Annotated in this window: 14 protein-coding genes; 4 read left to right on the top strand and 10 right to left on the bottom strand. The window is 43.2% G+C overall.

Going from position 1 to position 18,040, the window contains the following annotated elements:
* Position 1 precedes the first annotated feature (1 nt).
* From AB4298_RS02455 to pilM, 4 genes are read right to left on the bottom strand one after another with little or no spacing between them, the layout of a single operon-like run.
* A complete protein-coding gene (locus tag AB4298_RS02455) occupies positions 2 to 517 on the bottom strand; it encodes a pilus assembly protein PilP (protein WP_249000104.1) in 516 nt (171 codons plus the stop codon).
* Positions 517 to 1,137 carry a type IV pilus inner membrane component PilO gene (pilO, locus tag AB4298_RS02450; RefSeq protein WP_249000011.1) on the bottom strand — a complete coding sequence of 207 codons (621 nt, stop codon included), beginning with the start codon at positions 1,135 to 1,137 and terminating at the stop codon, positions 517 to 519. Before pilO ends, AB4298_RS02455 begins: the two co-directional genes overlap by 1 nt.
* Positions 1,134 to 1,709 (bottom strand): PilN domain-containing protein, encoded by a 576-nt coding sequence (locus AB4298_RS02445; RefSeq protein ID WP_249000010.1) that lies wholly within the window; start codon positions 1,707 to 1,709, stop codon positions 1,134 to 1,136. The genes pilO and AB4298_RS02445 overlap by 4 nt, the downstream gene beginning before the upstream one ends.
* Entirely contained in the window at positions 1,697 to 2,776 is a 1,080-nt protein-coding gene (gene pilM / locus AB4298_RS02440) for a pilus assembly protein PilM (protein WP_371985640.1), read from the bottom strand. Before pilM ends, AB4298_RS02445 begins: the two co-directional genes overlap by 13 nt.
* Positions 2,777 to 3,201: 425 nt before the next feature.
* Between pilM and AB4298_RS02435 the strand changes: the two genes are divergently transcribed.
* Positions 3,202 to 5,751, top strand: coding sequence for a penicillin-binding protein 1A (locus AB4298_RS02435; RefSeq protein WP_249000008.1), 2,550 nt, complete (start codon positions 3,202 to 3,204; stop codon positions 5,749 to 5,751).
* A gap of 101 nt (positions 5,752 to 5,852) precedes the next feature.
* Here AB4298_RS02435 and argH read toward each other — a convergent pair whose 3' ends face one another.
* From argH to argC, 5 genes are all read right to left on the bottom strand, one after another.
* Positions 5,853 to 7,220, bottom strand: coding sequence for an argininosuccinate lyase (argH, locus tag AB4298_RS02430; RefSeq protein WP_371985639.1), 1,368 nt, complete (start codon positions 7,218 to 7,220; stop codon positions 5,853 to 5,855).
* A gap of 109 nt (positions 7,221 to 7,329) precedes the next feature.
* Positions 7,330 to 8,568: an argininosuccinate synthase gene (locus AB4298_RS02425; RefSeq protein WP_249000006.1), complete on the bottom strand. Its 1,239-nt coding sequence runs from the start codon at positions 8,566 to 8,568 to the stop codon at positions 7,330 to 7,332.
* 68 nt (positions 8,569 to 8,636) lie between these two features.
* Positions 8,637 to 9,542 carry an ornithine carbamoyltransferase gene (locus tag AB4298_RS02420; RefSeq protein ID WP_249000005.1) on the bottom strand — a complete coding sequence of 302 codons (906 nt, stop codon included), beginning with the start codon at positions 9,540 to 9,542 and terminating at the stop codon, positions 8,637 to 8,639.
* A 15-nt stretch (positions 9,543 to 9,557) separates the two neighbouring features.
* A complete protein-coding gene (gene argB, locus AB4298_RS02415; protein ID WP_371985638.1) occupies positions 9,558 to 10,370 on the bottom strand; it encodes an acetylglutamate kinase in 813 nt (270 codons plus the stop codon).
* Positions 10,371 to 10,383: 13 nt separating this feature from the next.
* Positions 10,384 to 11,376, bottom strand: coding sequence for an N-acetyl-gamma-glutamyl-phosphate reductase (gene argC / locus AB4298_RS02410; protein WP_249000003.1), 993 nt, complete (start codon positions 11,374 to 11,376; stop codon positions 10,384 to 10,386).
* Positions 11,377 to 11,652: 276 nt separating this feature from the next.
* Here argC and argE point away from each other — a divergent pair, with 276 nt between their 5' ends.
* The 3 genes from argE (at position 11,653) to AB4298_RS02395 (ending at position 16,150) form a co-directional block, all read left to right on the top strand.
* The gene (gene argE, locus AB4298_RS02405; protein ID WP_371985637.1) at positions 11,653 to 12,804 is read left to right on the top strand and encodes an acetylornithine deacetylase; all 1,152 of its coding nucleotides are present in this window, start codon (positions 11,653 to 11,655) and stop codon (positions 12,802 to 12,804) included.
* Between the two features lie 166 nt (positions 12,805 to 12,970).
* Complete coding sequence (gene ppc / locus AB4298_RS02400) at positions 12,971 to 15,607, top strand: phosphoenolpyruvate carboxylase (RefSeq protein ID WP_371985636.1); 2,637 nt, start codon at positions 12,971 to 12,973, stop codon at positions 15,605 to 15,607.
* Positions 15,608 to 16,150 (top strand): YceB family lipoprotein, encoded by a 543-nt coding sequence (locus tag AB4298_RS02395; RefSeq protein ID WP_371985635.1) that lies wholly within the window; start codon positions 15,608 to 15,610, stop codon positions 16,148 to 16,150. It begins immediately after the preceding gene.
* Between the two features lie 253 nt (positions 16,151 to 16,403).
* Here the strand turns inward: AB4298_RS02395 and AB4298_RS02390 are convergent, their stop codons facing one another.
* Positions 16,404 to 17,678 (bottom strand): CinA family nicotinamide mononucleotide deamidase-related protein, encoded by a 1,275-nt coding sequence (locus AB4298_RS02390; RefSeq protein ID WP_371985634.1) that lies wholly within the window; start codon positions 17,676 to 17,678, stop codon positions 16,404 to 16,406.
* Between the last annotated feature and the right edge of the window lie 362 nt (positions 17,679 to 18,040).

Below are 18,040 nucleotides of genomic sequence, written 5' to 3'. Positions count from 1 at the left end.
ATTATTCCCCAGTCAATTCCATGCTACTGTTTCTTTCAGTCCAGCAACCTGACCCGTCTGGAATTAATTCTATAATTTCTACAGTTTGTGGTGTCACTTTGGCTATCTTTCCATGATAGAGGCCTAAATATTGGCCTACACCTAAACGATAAACACTGCCATCTGCGGTCTCAAGTAGAGCCCAAATATCTTGTTGCTCACTTAGAGTGCCACGCATTTTTAAATTATCTAAAGCATAGGTTTCTAAGCGGCCTTTACGTCGCTTAAGATCCGGTTGTAAGCAATCTTTTGTGGTATCGATGATTTCTTCAGTTAATTCTCTTGAAGGCGGTACATATGGGCTGCGCATCAAATCAGCTTGATATGCAAAATGTTCAAATTTAGGCGTTTCTTTTAACGGCGGGATATGCGCAACATGTTGAGCTTTAGTCGTCGTAACAAAAAGCTCTAAATCACTTTTATCTCCAGTGCAGCCAGTTAATACAACACTAAACATTAACAGCGGTAGCAATCTCATCATTTAACCGCCCCCTGTGATCCCTTAGGCGGTAACTCTGCGCCTTCTTTAAAGCGGTATGTTTTCGCTAAGATATCCATCCCCAGATTACCAGAGTCGTTACGCTGAATAACAAAATCATGCAAACTCACAATTCTCGGAAGCTTTGCCACCCCATCAACTAGATGCCCCAGTTCATGGTAATCACCACTAACAACAATCTTAATTGGGAATTCAATATAAAAGTCACGAGGAATTTCAGAGTCCCAATCTAAGCTTTTAATGCTGAGACCTGAATCTGTCGCAACAAATGTTATATCGTCAAGCAAGCCAGGCATTTCATTTTTTGAAGGAAGCATTTTTAGAAGTTCAGCAAATTGAATCTCCATCATTGCCAGCTGTTCACGATATAACTTAAGGTTAGCTGCGAGTTGATACTTAGACTTAAAGTCCGTTTTCAGTTGCAGCTCTTTTTGCTGCTCTGCATTCAACCTATCAAGCGCTTCTGACACAAACAGAAAATAACTGCCGACAAAAACACAAACAGCTAGCATCACGGCAAAAACGATTTTAACTAATTGCGGCCAGGCGCCAATATTTTCAAAGTCGATATCATTAAATTGACTTAAATCGAGGTTCATTTGCTTGCCCCTTGAGTCTGGCTGTTAGCGGCATCATTAACGATAGAAACTCGCAACGTAAAACGTTGTAATTGCCTTAATTCTTCTTTTTGCGCCACAATCGATTGCATATTGGGGTCATGTAGCCAAGATGAGGCGGCGACCTTTCTCATCATATTAGCCACATTATTATTGGATTCACTGCGACCCTCTATCCACAACTGACTGCCTTTCTTTTCAATACTTGAAAGATAGATCCCTGGTGGAACGACTCTAACCAGTTCATCGAGTACATGAGTCGGCAAATTTCGAGATTGCTGTAGATCCAAAATAATCTCAGTGCGTCTTTCTATATCTTTTTTACGAGTACGAATTTTAGTGATCTCAGCGATTTGAGATTCCAACAATTGAATTTCTGACTGCAAATAAGTGTTACGGCTTTTCTGGTCATCAACAAACATATCGATAGTCATAAGAAATAGATAAACAACGAGTCCAGAAACCAAAAAAACCAAAGCTAATATACCGGTATAGTCACGCTTTTGTTTTTCCCTAGCTTCTTCACGCCAAGGTAGTAAGTTTATGTTCGCCATTCAGAGTAACTCCTTAGCGCTAACCCACAGGCCAACATATATTTACTAATTTGAGGCTGGAGGAAATCCTTTATCTCAGGGTCAGCATGCAAACAACCTTGAAACGGATCAGCGATAATCGTACGAACACCTAACTCATTAATCATTAGGTTGGCCATACCTTCCAGTTTCGCTGTGCCACCACAAAGCACAATATGATCAACTTTATCGCGCCCACTTGATGTGCAATAGATTTGTAAGGTTCTCTTTATTTGTTGTAATAACTGCGTTTGGAATGGTGATAGAACTTCAAACACATAGTTGCGTGGCAAATCACCTTCTAGCTTAGCTTTTTCGGCTTGCTCATAGGTCATACCATAGAAAGATAATATCGATTGGGTAAACTGGTCACCGCCAAATGCTTGCTCGCGCACAAAGGCGGTTTCACCATTTTCGACCACTGAGAAAGTGGTAATATTTGCGCCAATATCCACCAGCGCTACCACTTTGTCATTAACGTCTTCAGGGAGTTGCTTAGTAATAACATCAAAAGAACGCCCCAATGCATATCCTTCAACATCAACAACTTTGGCTTCTAAATTAACAGCATCGAGTGAATCTATTAGGCTATCAATATTTTCACTACGGCAGGCACTAAGCAATACGTCAACTTTTGTTGGGTCACTACGATTACTACTCAGTGTTTCAAAATCAATATTAACCTCGTCAAGTGAATAAGGAATCAGGTTATCTGCTTCAATCTCAATTTGAGCCTCCATTTCCTCTTCACTTAAAGCCGAGTCCATATAAATAACTTTAGTCATGACCGCCGAACCTGAAACCGCAACAGCAGCAAACGAGGTCGACTTGGGCAATACACGCTTTACTTGCTTTAATGCATCAATAACCGCTTCACTATCACGAATTTCATGATCATTAATGGCTCCCTTTTTTAAGGGAACAGCTGCGTGGCTTAATATTTTATATCCATCAGCAGTCTTGCTCAGCAGTATCGCTTTTACTTCATGGGATCCAATATCTATCCCTACCATCTGCGGAGCTTGACGCTTCCAAAAATTAGAAAGCATAGTCCAAGGTCACTTTTTTAGTTTTTATATCCAGAGTAGATTAGCACAGAATCAACTCGTTACAGTTATTTGTACAAAATGTTTCCCCAATTTACAAATGCCATTTTTTTGACTTCATATTAATCACTTACTAGTAACGACCATGCTTAGCTCTTTTGATACTCAGTATTTGTAAAATAATGACCAGCAATATCAAAAATTCAGATGAAAACGCTATAAGCAAAGCGATATATAGTTATAAGCACTGGTGACAGGATTTTATGCCTTCAGACAAATTTTAGTTTGAAAAGTTAAAAATAATGCTGAAACACCCGCTGCTTTTAAGTTATCAGTCAAAAGCATTACCGAAATAGAACGACAAGACTTCACCATTTTGGCCACGGCTTATATACTATTGTTCTTATTTTAATTCTTGGAATATTGCGGTGAAGTGGTTAAAACGACTTTTTATAGCTTTCTTTAGCCTAGGTTTACTTGGGATCGCTGCAATTGTTGCAGCCTATTTTTATGTACTTCCGGATCTACCGGATGTCACAACACTAAAGACAGTAAAGCTACAAACACCGCTTCGCATCTATAGCAGTGATGGCAAACTGATCTCTCAGTTTGGTGAAAAGCGCCGTATTCCATTAGAGCTGAAAGACGTTCCTAAGCCACTCTTACAAGCCTTTATCGCTACTGAGGATGCCCGTTTTTATGAACACAAGGGTATCGACCCAATCGGTATTCTGCGTGCAGCTTCAGTTATGCTTGCCACAGGTGAAAAGAAACAAGGCGCTAGTACCATTACCATGCAGGTTGCGCGTAATTTCTTTTTGACTCGCGATAAAACCATTATTCGTAAAGTAAAAGAGATTTTTATCTCGATTCATATAGAGCAACTACTCACTAAAGATGAAATTTTAGAGCTATATGTTAACCGCATCTACTTAGGCCAACGCGCTTATGGTGTCGGTGCTGCTGCTCAAGTGTATTACGGTAAAGAGGTCGGTGAGCTTACCTTGCCAGAAATGGCTGTCATTGCCGGCTTACCAAAAGCACCTTCGACTCTAAATCCGATTACTTCAAAAACCCGTGCTTTAGCACGTCGTAACGTTGTACTTATGCGTATGAACGAAGTGGGCTACATTAATAGTGCAGAATACCAAGCTGCGTTAGATAGCCCTATAACAGCGAAATACCATGGCGCTGTTATCGATCTTTATGCGCCTTATGTTTCAGAAATGGCTCGTGACTATTTAGTTGCTAAGCTAGGCGAAGAAGAAGCCTATACTGGCGGTTATGATATATATACCACCGTAGATTCAAAACTACAGTTAGATGCCCAAAAAGCATTGCGTAATAACGTTTATTCATACGATGAACGTCATGGCTACCGCGGCCGCGTAAAAGAATTATGGACAACTACGGCGCTTGAGCCAGAAGAGATCACAGCTAAGCTGAAACAAACGGGTGCATTCCAAGGTATGTTCCCGGCTGCAGTCCTTTCAGTTAACGAGCAAACTGCTAGCGTAATGACAGCTAAAGGCGAAACCATTGAGCTTTCATGGGATGGCATTAAATGGGCACGCAAGTTTATTACCAATAAACGCCAAGGTAAGGCTCCCAAGCTAGCTTCTGATGTCCTAAAACCTGGTGAGCAAGTATGGATCCGTAACAACGGTGACTTCTGGCAGTTAAGCCAAGTACCTTTAGTTGCCAGTGCACTTGTATCACTCGATCCACACGACGGGGCAATTCGTACCTTAGTTGGCGGATTTAGCTTCTACACAAGTCAATACAACCGTGTAACTCAAGCTAAACGTCAGCTAGGCTCTAATATTAAGCCATTTATTTACAGCGCTGCGATGGAGAAAGGCTATACCCTTTCAACCTTAATCAACAATGCACCGATTAATAAACCTGATACTCGACAAGGTACGGCTTGGCGTCCTAAAAACTCTCCAGACGTTTATGGTGGACCTACTCGCCTGCGTGTAGGTTTAGCACAATCGATTAACGTGATGTCGGTCAGAGCCATGCGTTATGCGGGGCTTGATGCAACAATTGCAGAACTCGTTAAGTTTGGTTTTGATCCTGCCGATCTGCCTCGTAACGAATCAATTGCACTCGGCTCACCATCGGTGACCCCACTACAAGTTGTTACTGCATTCTCTGTTTTTGCCAATGGGGGTTTTTTAGTTGAGCCTTACTATATTGAGCGTGTAGAAACGGCTAATGGCGATATCGTTGAGGAAACTAAACCGACGTTGGCATGTAAGCCTCCAGTTGACGAAGTGATTATTAACGATGACCCATTTGCTGCAATGGCCCATGAACTTCAAGCTAGTACTACGCCATTAGAACAATTGCCAGAAATAGATGACACATTGCAATGTGGTGATGAAGACGCACGTTATGCGCCACAAATTATCTCAGAGCAAACTGCATTTTTGATCACTCAAGCACTTAAGAGTGTAATTTGGGGTGGAGGTGACTGGAGTAAAGGCACTGGCTGGAATGGTACTGCGTGGCGCGCTGCTAGAGTGGTAAAACGTCGTGATATTGCAGGTAAAACAGGTACCACCAATGAATCCCGTGATACGTGGTTCAGTGGTTTTAATCCAAAACTAGCCACTACAGTTTGGGTTGGCTTTGATGATCACAGCCAAGAGCTAGGCCGTACAAGCTGGAATGCAAATGGCGCGAAAGATCAAATCTCGCTTGCCGAAGCGGGGGCTAAAACCGCAGGTCCTGGCTGGAACGAGTTTATGAAGTATGCCCTAGAAGGCACACCAGAAATACCTGTATCACCACCAGAAGGAATTGTATCTGCCAGAATTGATTTGGCGACAGGTAAACTGACTCGTAAAACCGACTACACCAGTAAGTTTGAGTACTTTATTTCTGGTACAGAGCCAACTGAGTATGTAACCGACCAAGAAGATAATAGCGATATCTTTATTGATAAGTCTGAAGAAGACTTATTCCAATAAAGTTAGCATTGGAGAGTAATAGCTCTCATTAAAGTCCACTTACAAAAATGCGGTTATAGCCAAGGCTATAACCGCATTTTTATTGGCCTACTTAAACTAAATTAGCTCGATTGCTTTACCGCTAGGGCACTCTTTACCTGAGGCAATGATGTCCCACCTAAAGCTTCACGCTTAGCTAAACAAGACTCGATAGTTAAGCAATCATATACATCTGCTTCAATCACAGGACTAAATGCTTGTAACTCTTCTAGGGTTAAATCTTCTAGCGGTGTTTGCTTGGCAATCGCGCTTACAACCGCTTCACCAACAACATGATGCGCTTCTCTAAACGGCATCCCTTTAGCTACCAAGTAATCCGCTAATTCGGTTGAGTTAGCATAACCTTGCTTTGCCGCGCTAAGAGTCTTTTCGCGATTCACTTTTAAGCCACTCAATACTAATGCTGCCATCTCTAAGCAAATTGACCAGCTGTCCATTACATCAAACAAGCCTTCTTTGTCTTCTTGCATATCTTTATTATATGCAAGTGGCAACGCCTTCATGGTGGTTAAAATCCCCATTAAGCTGCCATATACACGGCCTGTTTTACCTCTAATCAACTCTAATGCATCTGGGTTTTTCTTTTGTGGCATCAGTGAAGAGCCTGAAGTCACTTCATCGTCAAGATCGATAAAGCCCGCTTCACCACTGTTAAAGAAGATCAGATCTTCAGCCATACGGCTTAAATGCATCATACTGATAGAAGCATCACTACAGATCTCAATCACATGATCTCTATCAGACACCGTATCTAAGCTATTTAAAGTTGGCGATGCAAAACCTAGCGATTGTGCCAGCTTCACTCTATCCATTGGATAGGCTGTACCGGCCAGAGCCCCTGTACCTAATGGGCAAGTATCTGCACGCTTTAAAGCATCTTGTAGGCGACTAATATCACGCTCAAACATTTCTACATACGCTAAGCACCAATGTCCAAATACTACTGGCTGTGCTCTTTGTAAATGCGTATAGCCCGGCATAACCGCATCTAACTCACGCTCCGCGAGCTCAATTAATGCTGTTCTTAGCTTGGTGAGCAACCCAAGTAGCTGACCACCTTCTTTTTTGCACCAAAGCTTAAGATCGGTAGCAACCTGATCGTTACGTGAACGCCCGGTATGCAGCTTCTTGCCTAAGTCACCGACTTTGGCGATAAGCGACTGCTCTACAAAGCTATGAATATCTTCTGCACCCGAAGCAATAATCAGCTCCGGATTATCGATGGTCTCGCCCAGTAGCTCATTAAGTGCTTGATGTAGTTCAGTACACTCTTGTTCAGTAAGAATACCCACCTGAGTAATAGCGCTCGCCCAAGCGATTGAGCCAATGATATCTTGCTCAATAAGGCGGAAGTCTACCGGTAATGAGTCGTTAAAAAGTTTAAACAGTGCGCTGCTTTCTTGGCTAAATCTGCCGCCCCATAATGCCATTTTGACTTCCTCTATATCATACAAGGCGAAATATTCCGCCTTTAAGCCTATGTTTTAATGCGCTAACACGCTTAATGTTAGCGCTTACTAACTTTGATTGATCTACGACTTATTTTTGCTGGTGCAATGCTCTGATCCGGCTTGAAAGCGAATACAGACGAATAAAGCCTTCGGCATCTTTTTGGTTATACACATCATCGGCACCGAAAGTAGCAAACTCTTCTGAATACAAGCTATTTGGTGAACGCTTTTTCACTACGCTAGCTTGCCCCTTATAAAGCTTAACCACCACTTCGCCATTAACTAAATCTGCTAGTGGCTTTGATGCGCCTAATAGTGATTCACATAGTGGCGTAAACCAACGACCGTCATAAACTAGATGCGCCATCTGCGCGCCCACTTGCTCACGCCATTCACGGCTAGTCTTATCAAGTACTAATTCTTCTATTGCCCGCAATGCTGCAAACATTACCGTACCACCAGGGGTCTCGTAACAACCACGTGACTTCATGCCAACGAGTCTGTTTTCAGTAATATCTATTCTGCCCACACCGTGAGCACCGGCGACTTCATTCAATACCATCAGCGCTTTATAAGGACTAAATGCTTCACCATTAACTTTGGTGACTTTGCCTTGCTCAAGCTCAAGTGATACGTATTCTGGTTGATTAGGCGCATCTTCTGGTGCAACAGTCATGGTCCAAACACCTTTTGAAGGCTCGTTCCATGGATCTTCTAACTCACCGCCTTCATGAGAAATATGCCATGCGTTAGCGTCGCGGCTATAGATCTTAGTCGCTGATGCAGAGGTCGCAATATTACGCTCAGCTAGGTAATCAAGTAGATCTTCACGACTTACCATTTCCCATTCACGCCAAGGTGCAATCACTTTTAGATCCGGCGCTAGCGCGGCAAAGCAACCCTCAAAACGCACTTGATCGTTACCTTTACCTGTACAACCATGACAAACTGCATCAGCACCCACTTTACGTGCAACCTCTACCTGAGCTTTAGCAATAATTGGGCGCGCCATTGAAGTACCCAGTAAGTAAGTACCTTCGTAAATAGCACCGGTCGCAATAGTTGGGTAAATATAATCGGCCACCAGCTCTTCTTTTAGGTCGACGATATAGCATTCAGATGCACCCGATGCGATGGCTTTTTCATATAGCCCTTCTAACTCGGCTTCGCCCTGACCCACGTCGGCACAAAATGCCACGATCTCGCAGTTGTTATAAGTTTCTTTTAACCAAGGAATAATCGCTGAGGTATCTAAACCACCTGAATACGCCAATACGACTTTTTTGATATCTGCCTGAGCATTTAATACTGCATTTTGATTAGACATTTTATTTTCCTACTACTGATTTGTACTCAATTCGCTAGCGCCAATTGACGGTTGTTTTTATAAAATTATTAACTTAACAGCGTTACCAATACCGCATTTTGTGCATGCATACGGTTTTCAGCCTGATGCAAAATAAGTGAGCCTTCACCGTCAACAATCTCTGCTGTCACTTCCACTTCACGATAAGCGGGTAAACAGTGCATAAAGTGTTTAGCACCCGCTTTTTGCATCAACTCAGCATTGACTTGATAAGGTTTAAATTTAGCTTCTATTTCTTCCATCGATGCGCTATCGCCCATAGAAATCCAAGTATCGGTATAAATCGCATCGTGATCTTCAATCGCTGCAATATCAGAACTTAAAATCAGCTTACCGCCATGCTTTGCCGCCAGCTCTTGCGCTTCACACACTACCTTGCCATCAGGAAAGTGACCCGGAGGACAAATAACCGTAAGTTGAGCCCCTAAAATTGCTGCGCCAAACATCAACGAATGAGTGACGTTATTGCCATCGCCTACGTAGGCAAGTTTTACCTTGCTAACGTCACCGTATTGTTCGGTTAACGTCAGAAAATCGGCCAGACCTTGGCAAGGATGATAAAGATCTGACAGTGCATTAATCACAGGCACTGTGCCGTGTTCAGCAAGCTCTTCAATGGTTGAATGCAAAAAAGTTCGTGCCACAATCGCATCGGCCCAACATGAGATATTGGCCGCAAAATCAGATACAGGTTCACGTTTACCGAGTGCGCCATTTTGCTGATCTAGATATAAGCAGTGGCCACCTAGCTTGTTAATACCAATATCAAAGCTCACTCGGGTTCTTAGCGATGGCTTTTCAAATAGCATCACCACGCTCTTACCGTCTAATGCATTTCTATACTCGGCAGGGTTAGCTTTAATCGTTTGTGCCAGTGCCAATAGGTCAAGTAACGCTTGCTGGCTAAGATCTTTAATCGATAGTAAATGTTGCATAAAATAGCTCCGCTATTACTGATTTTGTGGTTGGATCTGGGTGCCAACGGTTTCACCTTGGCATAATGCGATTAATTGTTGTGCCTGCCGCCAAGAGGCAATCTGTACGGCTTGTCCCATGGATTCAGCAACGTCTAACGCAGCTTCTACTTTGACTTTCATGCCTTTCTCAATGACACCAACTTTGGTTAACTCATTAACTTGTGCGCGGTTTAAGCTACTAATTAACTGCCCTTTACCATCAAGTACACCTGATACATCCGATAACAACACCAGAGAGCCAGATACCAATTGAGTCAATGCGGTAGCCGCTTGATCAGCATTAACGTTAAGCAATTCACCTTGGCCACTAATAGCAATTGAGCTGATGATAGGCATCCAGCCTTTTGATAAAACAAAATTAAGGTAACTAGCATCATTTGGGGTAACTTCGCCCACCAGCCCTAACTGCGGATCTTTAATCGTTGCAGTCATCATGTCCGCGTCACCAAGGCTCATACCCAAGCAAGTAATACCGGCTTTTATTGCAGCGGCTTGCAGTACTTTGTTTGAGGTGCCAGCCAGCGCACCAACAACAATAGGTATATGCTGCTCAGGCGTAACCCTTAAACCATCGAGCTTTTCCGACTCCATACCATTCGCTTTTAGCTGTTCATCAACCAAACAACCGCCACCATGAACCATAATAAGTGGTTGGCCTTGGCTAATAATGGTTGCAGCTGCGTCCATTAAACGTGCCATGCCCATTTCGCATTGCAATAATGCGCCACCAACCTTAAGGATCATGACAGGCTTAACCTGAGCGCTTACTCCGTGAGTTTCAGTCATATGCTTTTCCACCTTACAGCCCATCTTGCGTATCAAAATGAATCTTTATGCACTGCATTGCTTGACTTGCAGCCCCTTTCATTAAGTTATCTATTGCACTAACAACAACGAGATATCCTGTTGCTTCATCAAACTTCCAGCCTAAGTGGCAGTTCGCGGTTTGTACCACATCGTCTACCTTAGGGAATTGATTGTGTTTTACAGTGACCAGCTCGGCAGAGTCGTAATATTGGAAGGCTTGAGCTACATCACCAGTGCTTGTCCCAGGCTTGAGCTTGGCGGTAATAGTGGCAAGAATACCGCGTTTAAAATTGCCTAAATGAGGGGTAAAAATAACTTCTTGGCCTAACTGAGTCGCTATTTCAGGTTGGTGTCTATGCCCAAGCACACCGTAGGGTGTCAAACTCACTTCACAAAAACTGGTATGAAGCTGCGCTTTTCTACCTGCTCCAGTGACACCACTAACAGCATTAATCACCGGGAAAACATCAGTTAGCAGATGTGCAATAGGCTTTAGTGCAGTCAGTGAAGCTGTTGGATAGCAACCTGGTACCGCAATCAGTTTGCTCTTGCCAATTTGCTCGCTATTCCATTCTGCTAAACCATAAACAGCATCAGCCAGCACTTCAGGGTATTCATGAGTAAAACCATACCACTTAGGGTATTGCGCCACATCGCTAAACCGGTACGCACCACTCAAATCAAACACCGCGACGCCCTGCTGATAAAACCAAGCAGCCAGATGTAAACTCACGGCATGATCGGTCGCGAGAACAACCGCATCAGCCGTAGCAACTATAGTGTGCTTTGCATCTTCAGTAAGAGGATTTAGACATAACGAAATATGGCTATATGTAGGGTAAAGCTCAGATAGAGGCTTACCTTTATCTAGGCTGTTTTCAGAAACATAAAGACCTTGAATTGATAAATTCGCTTCGGCATTTATAAGAGAAGTAATCTGTGCGCCTGTGTATCCACTAGCGCCAATAATGGCTATATTTTTCATAGTCTATGACTTTAAAACCTTAATCTTGAAATTAGATGACACAACGAAAAAAAGAATGGGCACAACTTAAGCCCTGGCTGAACACCATTAATGACAAGACTATCGTCGCAGGAATTGGGTATAAATAACCTTAACTACTATAAATTGAACCAGATTGAACATAATTACTCTCATTAAACAGACCATTGAATTGTGGTAGTTGCCTTAGCTGTTTGATAGACTAACACGCAAAATTAATTATGCAATATATTTGAATATATATTTAGGTATTTTTTAATGAAAACACTTCCACAAATTAAAAACAGTTTTAGCCAACTGATTGCAGCACCGTCGATTAGTGCGCTTGAAGCTGATCAAGATATGAGTAATAAAGCGGTCATAGAACTACTGCATACTTGGTTCTCAGATCTCGGTATGCAATGCCAATCCGTTCCTGTTGCCAATACACGTAATAAACACAACTTAGTCGCATCATTCGGTCAAGGTAAGGGAGGGTTACTTTTAGCAGGTCATACCGACACAGTGCCTTTTGATGAGGGGCGTTGGAGCCAAGATCCTTTTCTCTTAACTGAAAAAGATAATCGTTGGTACGGCTTAGGCACTTGTGACATGAAAGGTTTTTTCGCGTTAGTGTTAGCAGCATTACAAGAGCTACCTATGGACAAATTTAAGCGTCCGTTGCATATCTTGGCCAGCGCCGATGAAGAAACCACCATGAATGGCGCTAAAGCATTTGCCGCTGCGAAATCGATTGCACCGGACTACGCAATTATTGGTGAACCCACCAGCTTAAAACCGGTATATATGCATAAAGGTCACTTTACTCAAGGCATCCGAGTAACTGGCCGCAGCGGTCATTCCTCTGATCCAGCTAAAGGCCTTAATGCTATTGAGATCATGCATAAAGTCACTGGGCAACTGCTCAAGCTAAAACAACACTTAGCCGATAACTATCGTGAAGAGGCTTTTAGTGTCCCCTACCCAACCATGAACTTTGGCCATATTCATGGCGGTGACGCCGCGAATAGAATTTGTGGTTGCTGTGATTTACATATCGATCTGCGCCCGATACCAAGCTTACCCTTAGCGGATTTAGAGCTAATGGTAGCCAATTACTTAGCGCCTATTTGCAGTGAGTATCCGAGAGCTGTTCAGGTGGCGCCTTTATACCCAGGCTCAGAGCCTTTTGCAGATAACAAAGACGGCAGCTGGACCAAGCTGGTAGCAGAGCTGAGCGACAGTCAGCCTGAAGTCGTCAACTACGCAACCGAAGCTCCCTATATTAGCCAGCTAGGTTGCCAAACCTTGGTACTCGGTCCCGGCAGTATCGAGCAGGCACACCAACCTGATGAATATTTAGATCTTAGCTATATTGCGCGCACAAAAGATCTATTAAAAAATCTGATTTATCACGCCTGTATAAAATAAATCGTTATTTCTCGGCGCTTTATAGGCTAAATTGAATACTCTCTACAAGATTGATATTCAAAAAGTGGTATAAAGCCTATTCAAGCCGGATATTTTAATCTCGGCCATTGCCTAGCGTAACGCCGCTAGGTATTGTGATCGATTAGCTTACCGATATGGAGCACGTATGGTAGACATGTATGCCTCGCTAAGGTCTAACGTTGGAACCTTAGGGCAGATTTTAGGTGACACAATCCGCACCGATCTTGATGACTCGTTCCTAGAAAAAATTGAACAGATCCGTCATCTTGCAAAAAGCTCACGCCAAGGCGATGACGCGTCTCGCACAGAGATGCTGACTTTGCTTTCTTCTTTAAGCGATGATGAGCTAGTTCCCTTTGCTAAAGCGTTTAACCAATTTTTAAATCTTGCGAATATCGCTGAGCAATTCCATACCATTAGCCGTAATTGTGACGAGCTAGTTTGTGTCCCCGACCCTGTAGAACAACTATTAGGACGCATGCTTGGTGGAAACATCGACCAAGAGAAAGTACTCGCTTGTCTTAAGACGCTCGATATTGATCTAGTATTAACGGCGCACCCGACTGAGATCTCTCGTCGTACCTTAATTCAAAAATACTCAGCAGTAATCGACTCATTAACTGCACTCGAGAACACTCAGCTTACCGAGCAGGAGAAAAAACAGCACCATTTGCGTTTGCGTCAGCTTATTGCGCAAATCTGGCATACCAATGAAATCCGTAACGAGCGCCCAACTCCTGTTGATGAAGCACGCTGGGGCTTAAGCACAATTGAAGCCTCTTTATGGCAAGCTGTTCCTGACTTTCTACGTCAACTCAACCAGCAAGTTGAAGAGCGCACCAATACCCAGTTACCTATCGATATCGCCCCAGTGAGATTCTCAAGTTGGATGGGTGGCGATCGTGACGGCAATCCATTTGTCACGTCAACTGTTACCCAAGAAGTGCTTGATCGAAACCGTCACACTGCAGCGCGCCTTTATCTAAAAGACGTTGTGCTATTGGTGAATGAGTTATCAATGGAAGGCGCTAATGACGAGTTGTTAGCCTATACCAATAATAGCTGTGAACCTTACCGCGATGTACTTAGAGATCTGCGTAAAAAGCTTAGAACAACCATCGATTACCTCAATGAAAAACTTGAAGGACATCAGCCGGACGTTAATCCAAAAGATATTATTTGGCATGAAAGCGATCTAAAAGATCCGCTAATGATGCTTTATAAGAGCTTATGCGACCAAGGCATGAGCTTAATTGCTAATGGCTTACTGCTCGATATGCTACGCCGTATTGCTTGTTTCGGTATTCATATGCTGAGACTCGATGTGCGCCAAGATGCACAACGTCACGCCGATGTCATTGCCGAGCTGACACGCTACTTAGGTATGGGCGATTACGCTCACTGGGATGAAAGCGAGAAGCAGTCATTCTTGCTACGTGAGCTTTCTAGCAAGCGTCCGTTGATTCCAGCAAATTGGCAAGCCTCAGCTGAAGTTGAAGAAGTAGTGAAAACCTGCCGATTAGTCGCCAGCCAACCAGCACGCGCAATGGGCTCGTATGTTATCTCTATGGCGAGTCAGCCATCAGATGTATTAGCAGTATTGTTATTACTAAAAGAAACTGGCTGCCCACACCCAATTCGTGTAGTGCCTTTATTTGAGACCTTAGATGACTTAAATAATGCATCAGCCTGTATGTCTGCATTATTTGCTATCGACTGGTACCGTGGCTATACCAAAGGCACACAAGAAGTCATGATCGGCTACTCTGATTCAGCTAAAGATGCTGGTGTTATGGCGGCTGCATGGGCGCAATATACAGCGCAAGAAAAGCTGGTCGCGATTAGCCAAGAAGCCAATATCAAACTAACATTATTCCATGGTCGCGGCGGCACAATTGGTCGAGGCGGTGGACCTGCTCACCAAGCGATTTTATCTCAGCCTCCTGGCTCAGTTGATGGTCGTATTCGTGTTACAGAGCAAGGCGAGATGATACGCTTCAAGTTTGGCTTACCAAAACTGGCTGTACAGAGTCTTGCGCTATATACCTCTGCAGTAATGGAAGCCACCTTGCTGCCTCCACCAGAGCCTAAGGCTGAATGGCGTGAATGCATGGAGCGCCTCGCTAGCGATTCAGTGCAAGCTTACCGTGCTATGGTGCGTGAGGAGCCTGATTTTGTATCTTACTTCCGTGCAGCAACACCAGAGGTTGAGCTGGGCAAGCTCCCCCTCGGTAGCCGTCCAGCAAAGCGTCGTGTAGATGGCGGCATTGAAAGCCTACGTGCGATCCCATGGATCTTTGCTTGGTCGCAAAACCGCTTAATGCTGCCTGCATGGCTAGGCGCTGGTGAAGCACTAAAAGCCGCGACGGAACGAGGCGAACTGTCATTGCTACAAGAGATGGAGAAACAGTGGCCGTTCTTCACCACACGTATTTCTATGTTAGAAATGGTCTATGCTAAAGCCGAGCCTAACTTATCTAAGTTTTACGAAACCAGCTTAGTGCCGACAGAACTACATCACCTAGGTATACAACTTAGAGAGCGATTAGCTACCGGAGTTGCCGCGGTATTAGAGCTGACTCAAGCAGAAAGCCTAATGGCTCATACTCCATGGAATCGTGAATCAGTTGAGTTAAGAAACCCATATATTGATCCTTTAAACTTCCTACAAGCAGAATTACTTGCAAGAACACGCCGAGAGGAGCAATCTTCTCAGAATGTTGAGTTAGCGCTAATGCTAACGATTGCAGGTGTTGCTGCAGGAATGAGAAATACAGGTTAAATGAAGTTATTAAAAGTTGCGCTTGCTAGCGCCATACTGCTATTGACTGGCTGTGTCAGTCAATACAGCATTACAGAAAAAGAGCTAGAAGGTTACCTCAATGACGAAATGCATTTTGAGGTAAAACAAGGCAATCAAATCTTTGGTATAGATTTACGCGTCAATGATATAAAAGTTACCTTAGGTGATAAGCCCAATACTATGAGCGTATCAGCTGTAACCTTAGTCAGAGTACGTAATCCTATGTTGCCAATTAATGCCGATCTGGTCACCCAGTTTGAAGCAGAGCCTTGGTATGATGCAACGAATCACAGCGTGTACTTGCGAAACCTGCAATTAGTAAAGGTCGAATCAACACCAAAAGATATCGAAAAAGCTATTGGCTCTATCGCACCACAACTAATGGGCTTTTTAACTCAATTTCTCGAGACACAACCTGTATATGTTGTTGACATGAAAGAGTCTAAACAAGCACTAGTCGCCGATATGACCAAGCGAATTGAAGTCAAACCTGGTAAATTAGTTTTAGTATTTGACGAATAATGTCTATTAAGAGGCCTTAATACTACAAAGCAGGATCTAATGATCCTGCTTTTTATTATCTGTAAAACTTGCTATTGCCGTATTATACCAATCAGTATAAGAGTTTGATCAGCTCAGAACGATTTTTGGCAAACTAATTCAAGACGAATAGCTGTAATAATGGTTATTCCCTTATAAATCTATTCAACGCAGAAGTAGGCAGCCAAAAACGCTAAACTCTCGCTGAGCGACTAAATGTTTATACTGATTGGTATTACTTTTTAAAGCGACCTATCGATTCATAGTCAACAATAACCGCCTCACCTAATAGTTCACGTCGCAACATATCAAATGCTACAGCGGTACTTAAGCTACGTACTAAGCCCCTAGAGCGTCTAGGCAATTTAATCATCTGGCTATAAACCGCACCTTTTGTCGCTAATGCAATTGCGACCGTTCCAACAGGCTTATCCTCTGTACCGCCAGTAGGACCAGCAATGCCGCTAGTCGCTAAAGCAAAATCACTATCGAGTATCGCTCTTGCGCCTTTGGCCATCTCTTCTACAGTAGCAATAGAAACAGCCCCATGATCATCCAAGGTTTCTGGCTTAACGCCTAGTACCTTCACTTTAGACTCATTACTGTAGGTCACTAAGCCATGATGCAAATAAGATGAACTTCCAGAGAAATCGATGAGTTGGCTCGCTATCATGCCACCAGTGCATGACTCAGCAACACTTAAACTTAATCCAGCACTGAGCATCAATTCATGGATTTCAGCAGCTAAACTCACTTTCTCATCAGCAACGATTGCATTACCAAGTAAAAAGCGGATTTGTGCTTCAATTTTATCGAGTTGCGAAATAGCTAAGTAGCCACGGGCAAACAGCTTAATTTCTATATGTGGCATCGAGCTGCGATAGCCAATAGTCATCCCTTTAGGTAACTCGATTTTTTCTAGCTCATCAGCTAATGAAGATTCACCTCGACCAAGGGTTAAATACTTTCGCAATGACACATCGCCATCAATATCGAAATGCTGCTTAACAAAAGGAATAAACTGCTCTTTGACCATTTGCTTGAACTCAAATGGCACGCCAGGTGTAAAGAAAAGCCAAGCACGATTGAGCTTAACTGCAAAACCACAAGCGGTACCGACTGGGTTATCAATCATGATTGCCGACTCAGGTAATAAAGCCTGCTTAAGATTGCTTACAGCCATCACTCGCCCATTACGGGTAAACCAAGCTTCTAAGCGCTCTCTCCATTCCCTATTCTCTATTAACGATTCACCTTTAGCCAATGCCATCGCCTCAGAGGAGAGATCGTCACTCGTCGGCCCTAGACCACCATTAACTAGTATAATATCTGCTTCATGACTACGTTCTTGAAATACTGCAACAAGATCTTCTAAACGATCTCCAACAGTGACACGTCGCTGACATTCAATCCCTTGCTCCATCATTGTACTAGCAAACCAAGCCGCATTAGTGTCAACTATTTGACCCGCTAACACCTCTTCGCCAGTACAAATCATTTCAAGTTTCATTAGATGGTCCTTAACTGATGTCGCAATTTAAAATTCAAAGCGTTTTGATGCAGCTAAAATATGCAAGCTCAGAGACAATAGCAATAACCAATTATGATTAATACCAATCACTCACATCAAACCAACACTAAGTAATAAAGAAAAAGATAAAAGCAACAAGCGAACGCTGCCTAAAATCGATTTTAACAGCTTAAAAATGCGTAAATAAAGAGAGCCGGTGTCTAGCAAAGGGAGGGAGCATTCGATATAGACAAAGCTTTGCCTATAAATAGCACGATATTTAATAAATTCCAGACGTAAAAAAGCCCGCTACATCGTAGCGGGCTTTGATACTAATTTGGAGCCTGGAAATGACCTACTCT

Source organism: Shewanella sp. 10N.261.52.F9 (genome assembly GCF_041471165.1).
Taxonomy (GTDB): Bacteria; Pseudomonadota; Gammaproteobacteria; order Enterobacterales; family Shewanellaceae; genus Shewanella; species Shewanella marinintestina.
The sequence above is the reverse complement of the archived record's forward strand: the minus strand, read 5'-3'. Positions and strand labels throughout refer to the sequence as shown.

Excerpts from the sequence above, each read along its gene's own strand:
- AB4298_RS02455 (WP_249000104.1), bottom strand. The coding sequence starts at position 517 with ATGAGATTGCTACCGCTGTTAATGTTTAGTGTTGTATTAACTGGCTGC.
- pilO (WP_249000011.1), bottom strand. The coding sequence starts at position 1,137 with ATGAACCTCGATTTAAGTCAATTTAATGATATCGACTTTGAAAATATT.
- AB4298_RS02445 (WP_249000010.1), bottom strand. The coding sequence starts at position 1,709 with ATGGCGAACATAAACTTACTACCTTGGCGTGAAGAAGCTAGGGAAAAA.
- pilM (WP_371985640.1), bottom strand. The coding sequence starts at position 2,776 with ATGCTTTCTAATTTTTGGAAGCGTCAAGCTCCGCAGATGGTAGGGATA.
- argH (WP_371985639.1), bottom strand. The coding sequence starts at position 7,220 with ATGGCATTATGGGGCGGCAGATTTAGCCAAGAAAGCAGCGCACTGTTT.
- AB4298_RS02425 (WP_249000006.1), bottom strand. The coding sequence starts at position 8,568 with ATGTCTAATCAAAATGCAGTATTAAATGCTCAGGCAGATATCAAAAAA.
- AB4298_RS02420 (WP_249000005.1), bottom strand. The coding sequence starts at position 9,542 with ATGCAACATTTACTATCGATTAAAGATCTTAGCCAGCAAGCGTTACTT.
- argB (WP_371985638.1), bottom strand. The coding sequence starts at position 10,370 with ATGACTGAAACTCACGGAGTAAGCGCTCAGGTTAAGCCTGTCATGATC.
- argC (WP_249000003.1), bottom strand. The coding sequence starts at position 11,376 with ATGAAAAATATAGCCATTATTGGCGCTAGTGGATACACAGGCGCACAG.
- argE (WP_371985637.1), top strand. The coding sequence starts at position 11,653 with ATGAAAACACTTCCACAAATTAAAAACAGTTTTAGCCAACTGATTGCA.
- ppc (WP_371985636.1), top strand. The coding sequence starts at position 12,971 with ATGGTAGACATGTATGCCTCGCTAAGGTCTAACGTTGGAACCTTAGGG.
- AB4298_RS02395 (WP_371985635.1), top strand. The coding sequence starts at position 15,608 with ATGAAGTTATTAAAAGTTGCGCTTGCTAGCGCCATACTGCTATTGACT.
- AB4298_RS02390 (WP_371985634.1), bottom strand. The coding sequence starts at position 17,678 with ATGAAACTTGAAATGATTTGTACTGGCGAAGAGGTGTTAGCGGGTCAA.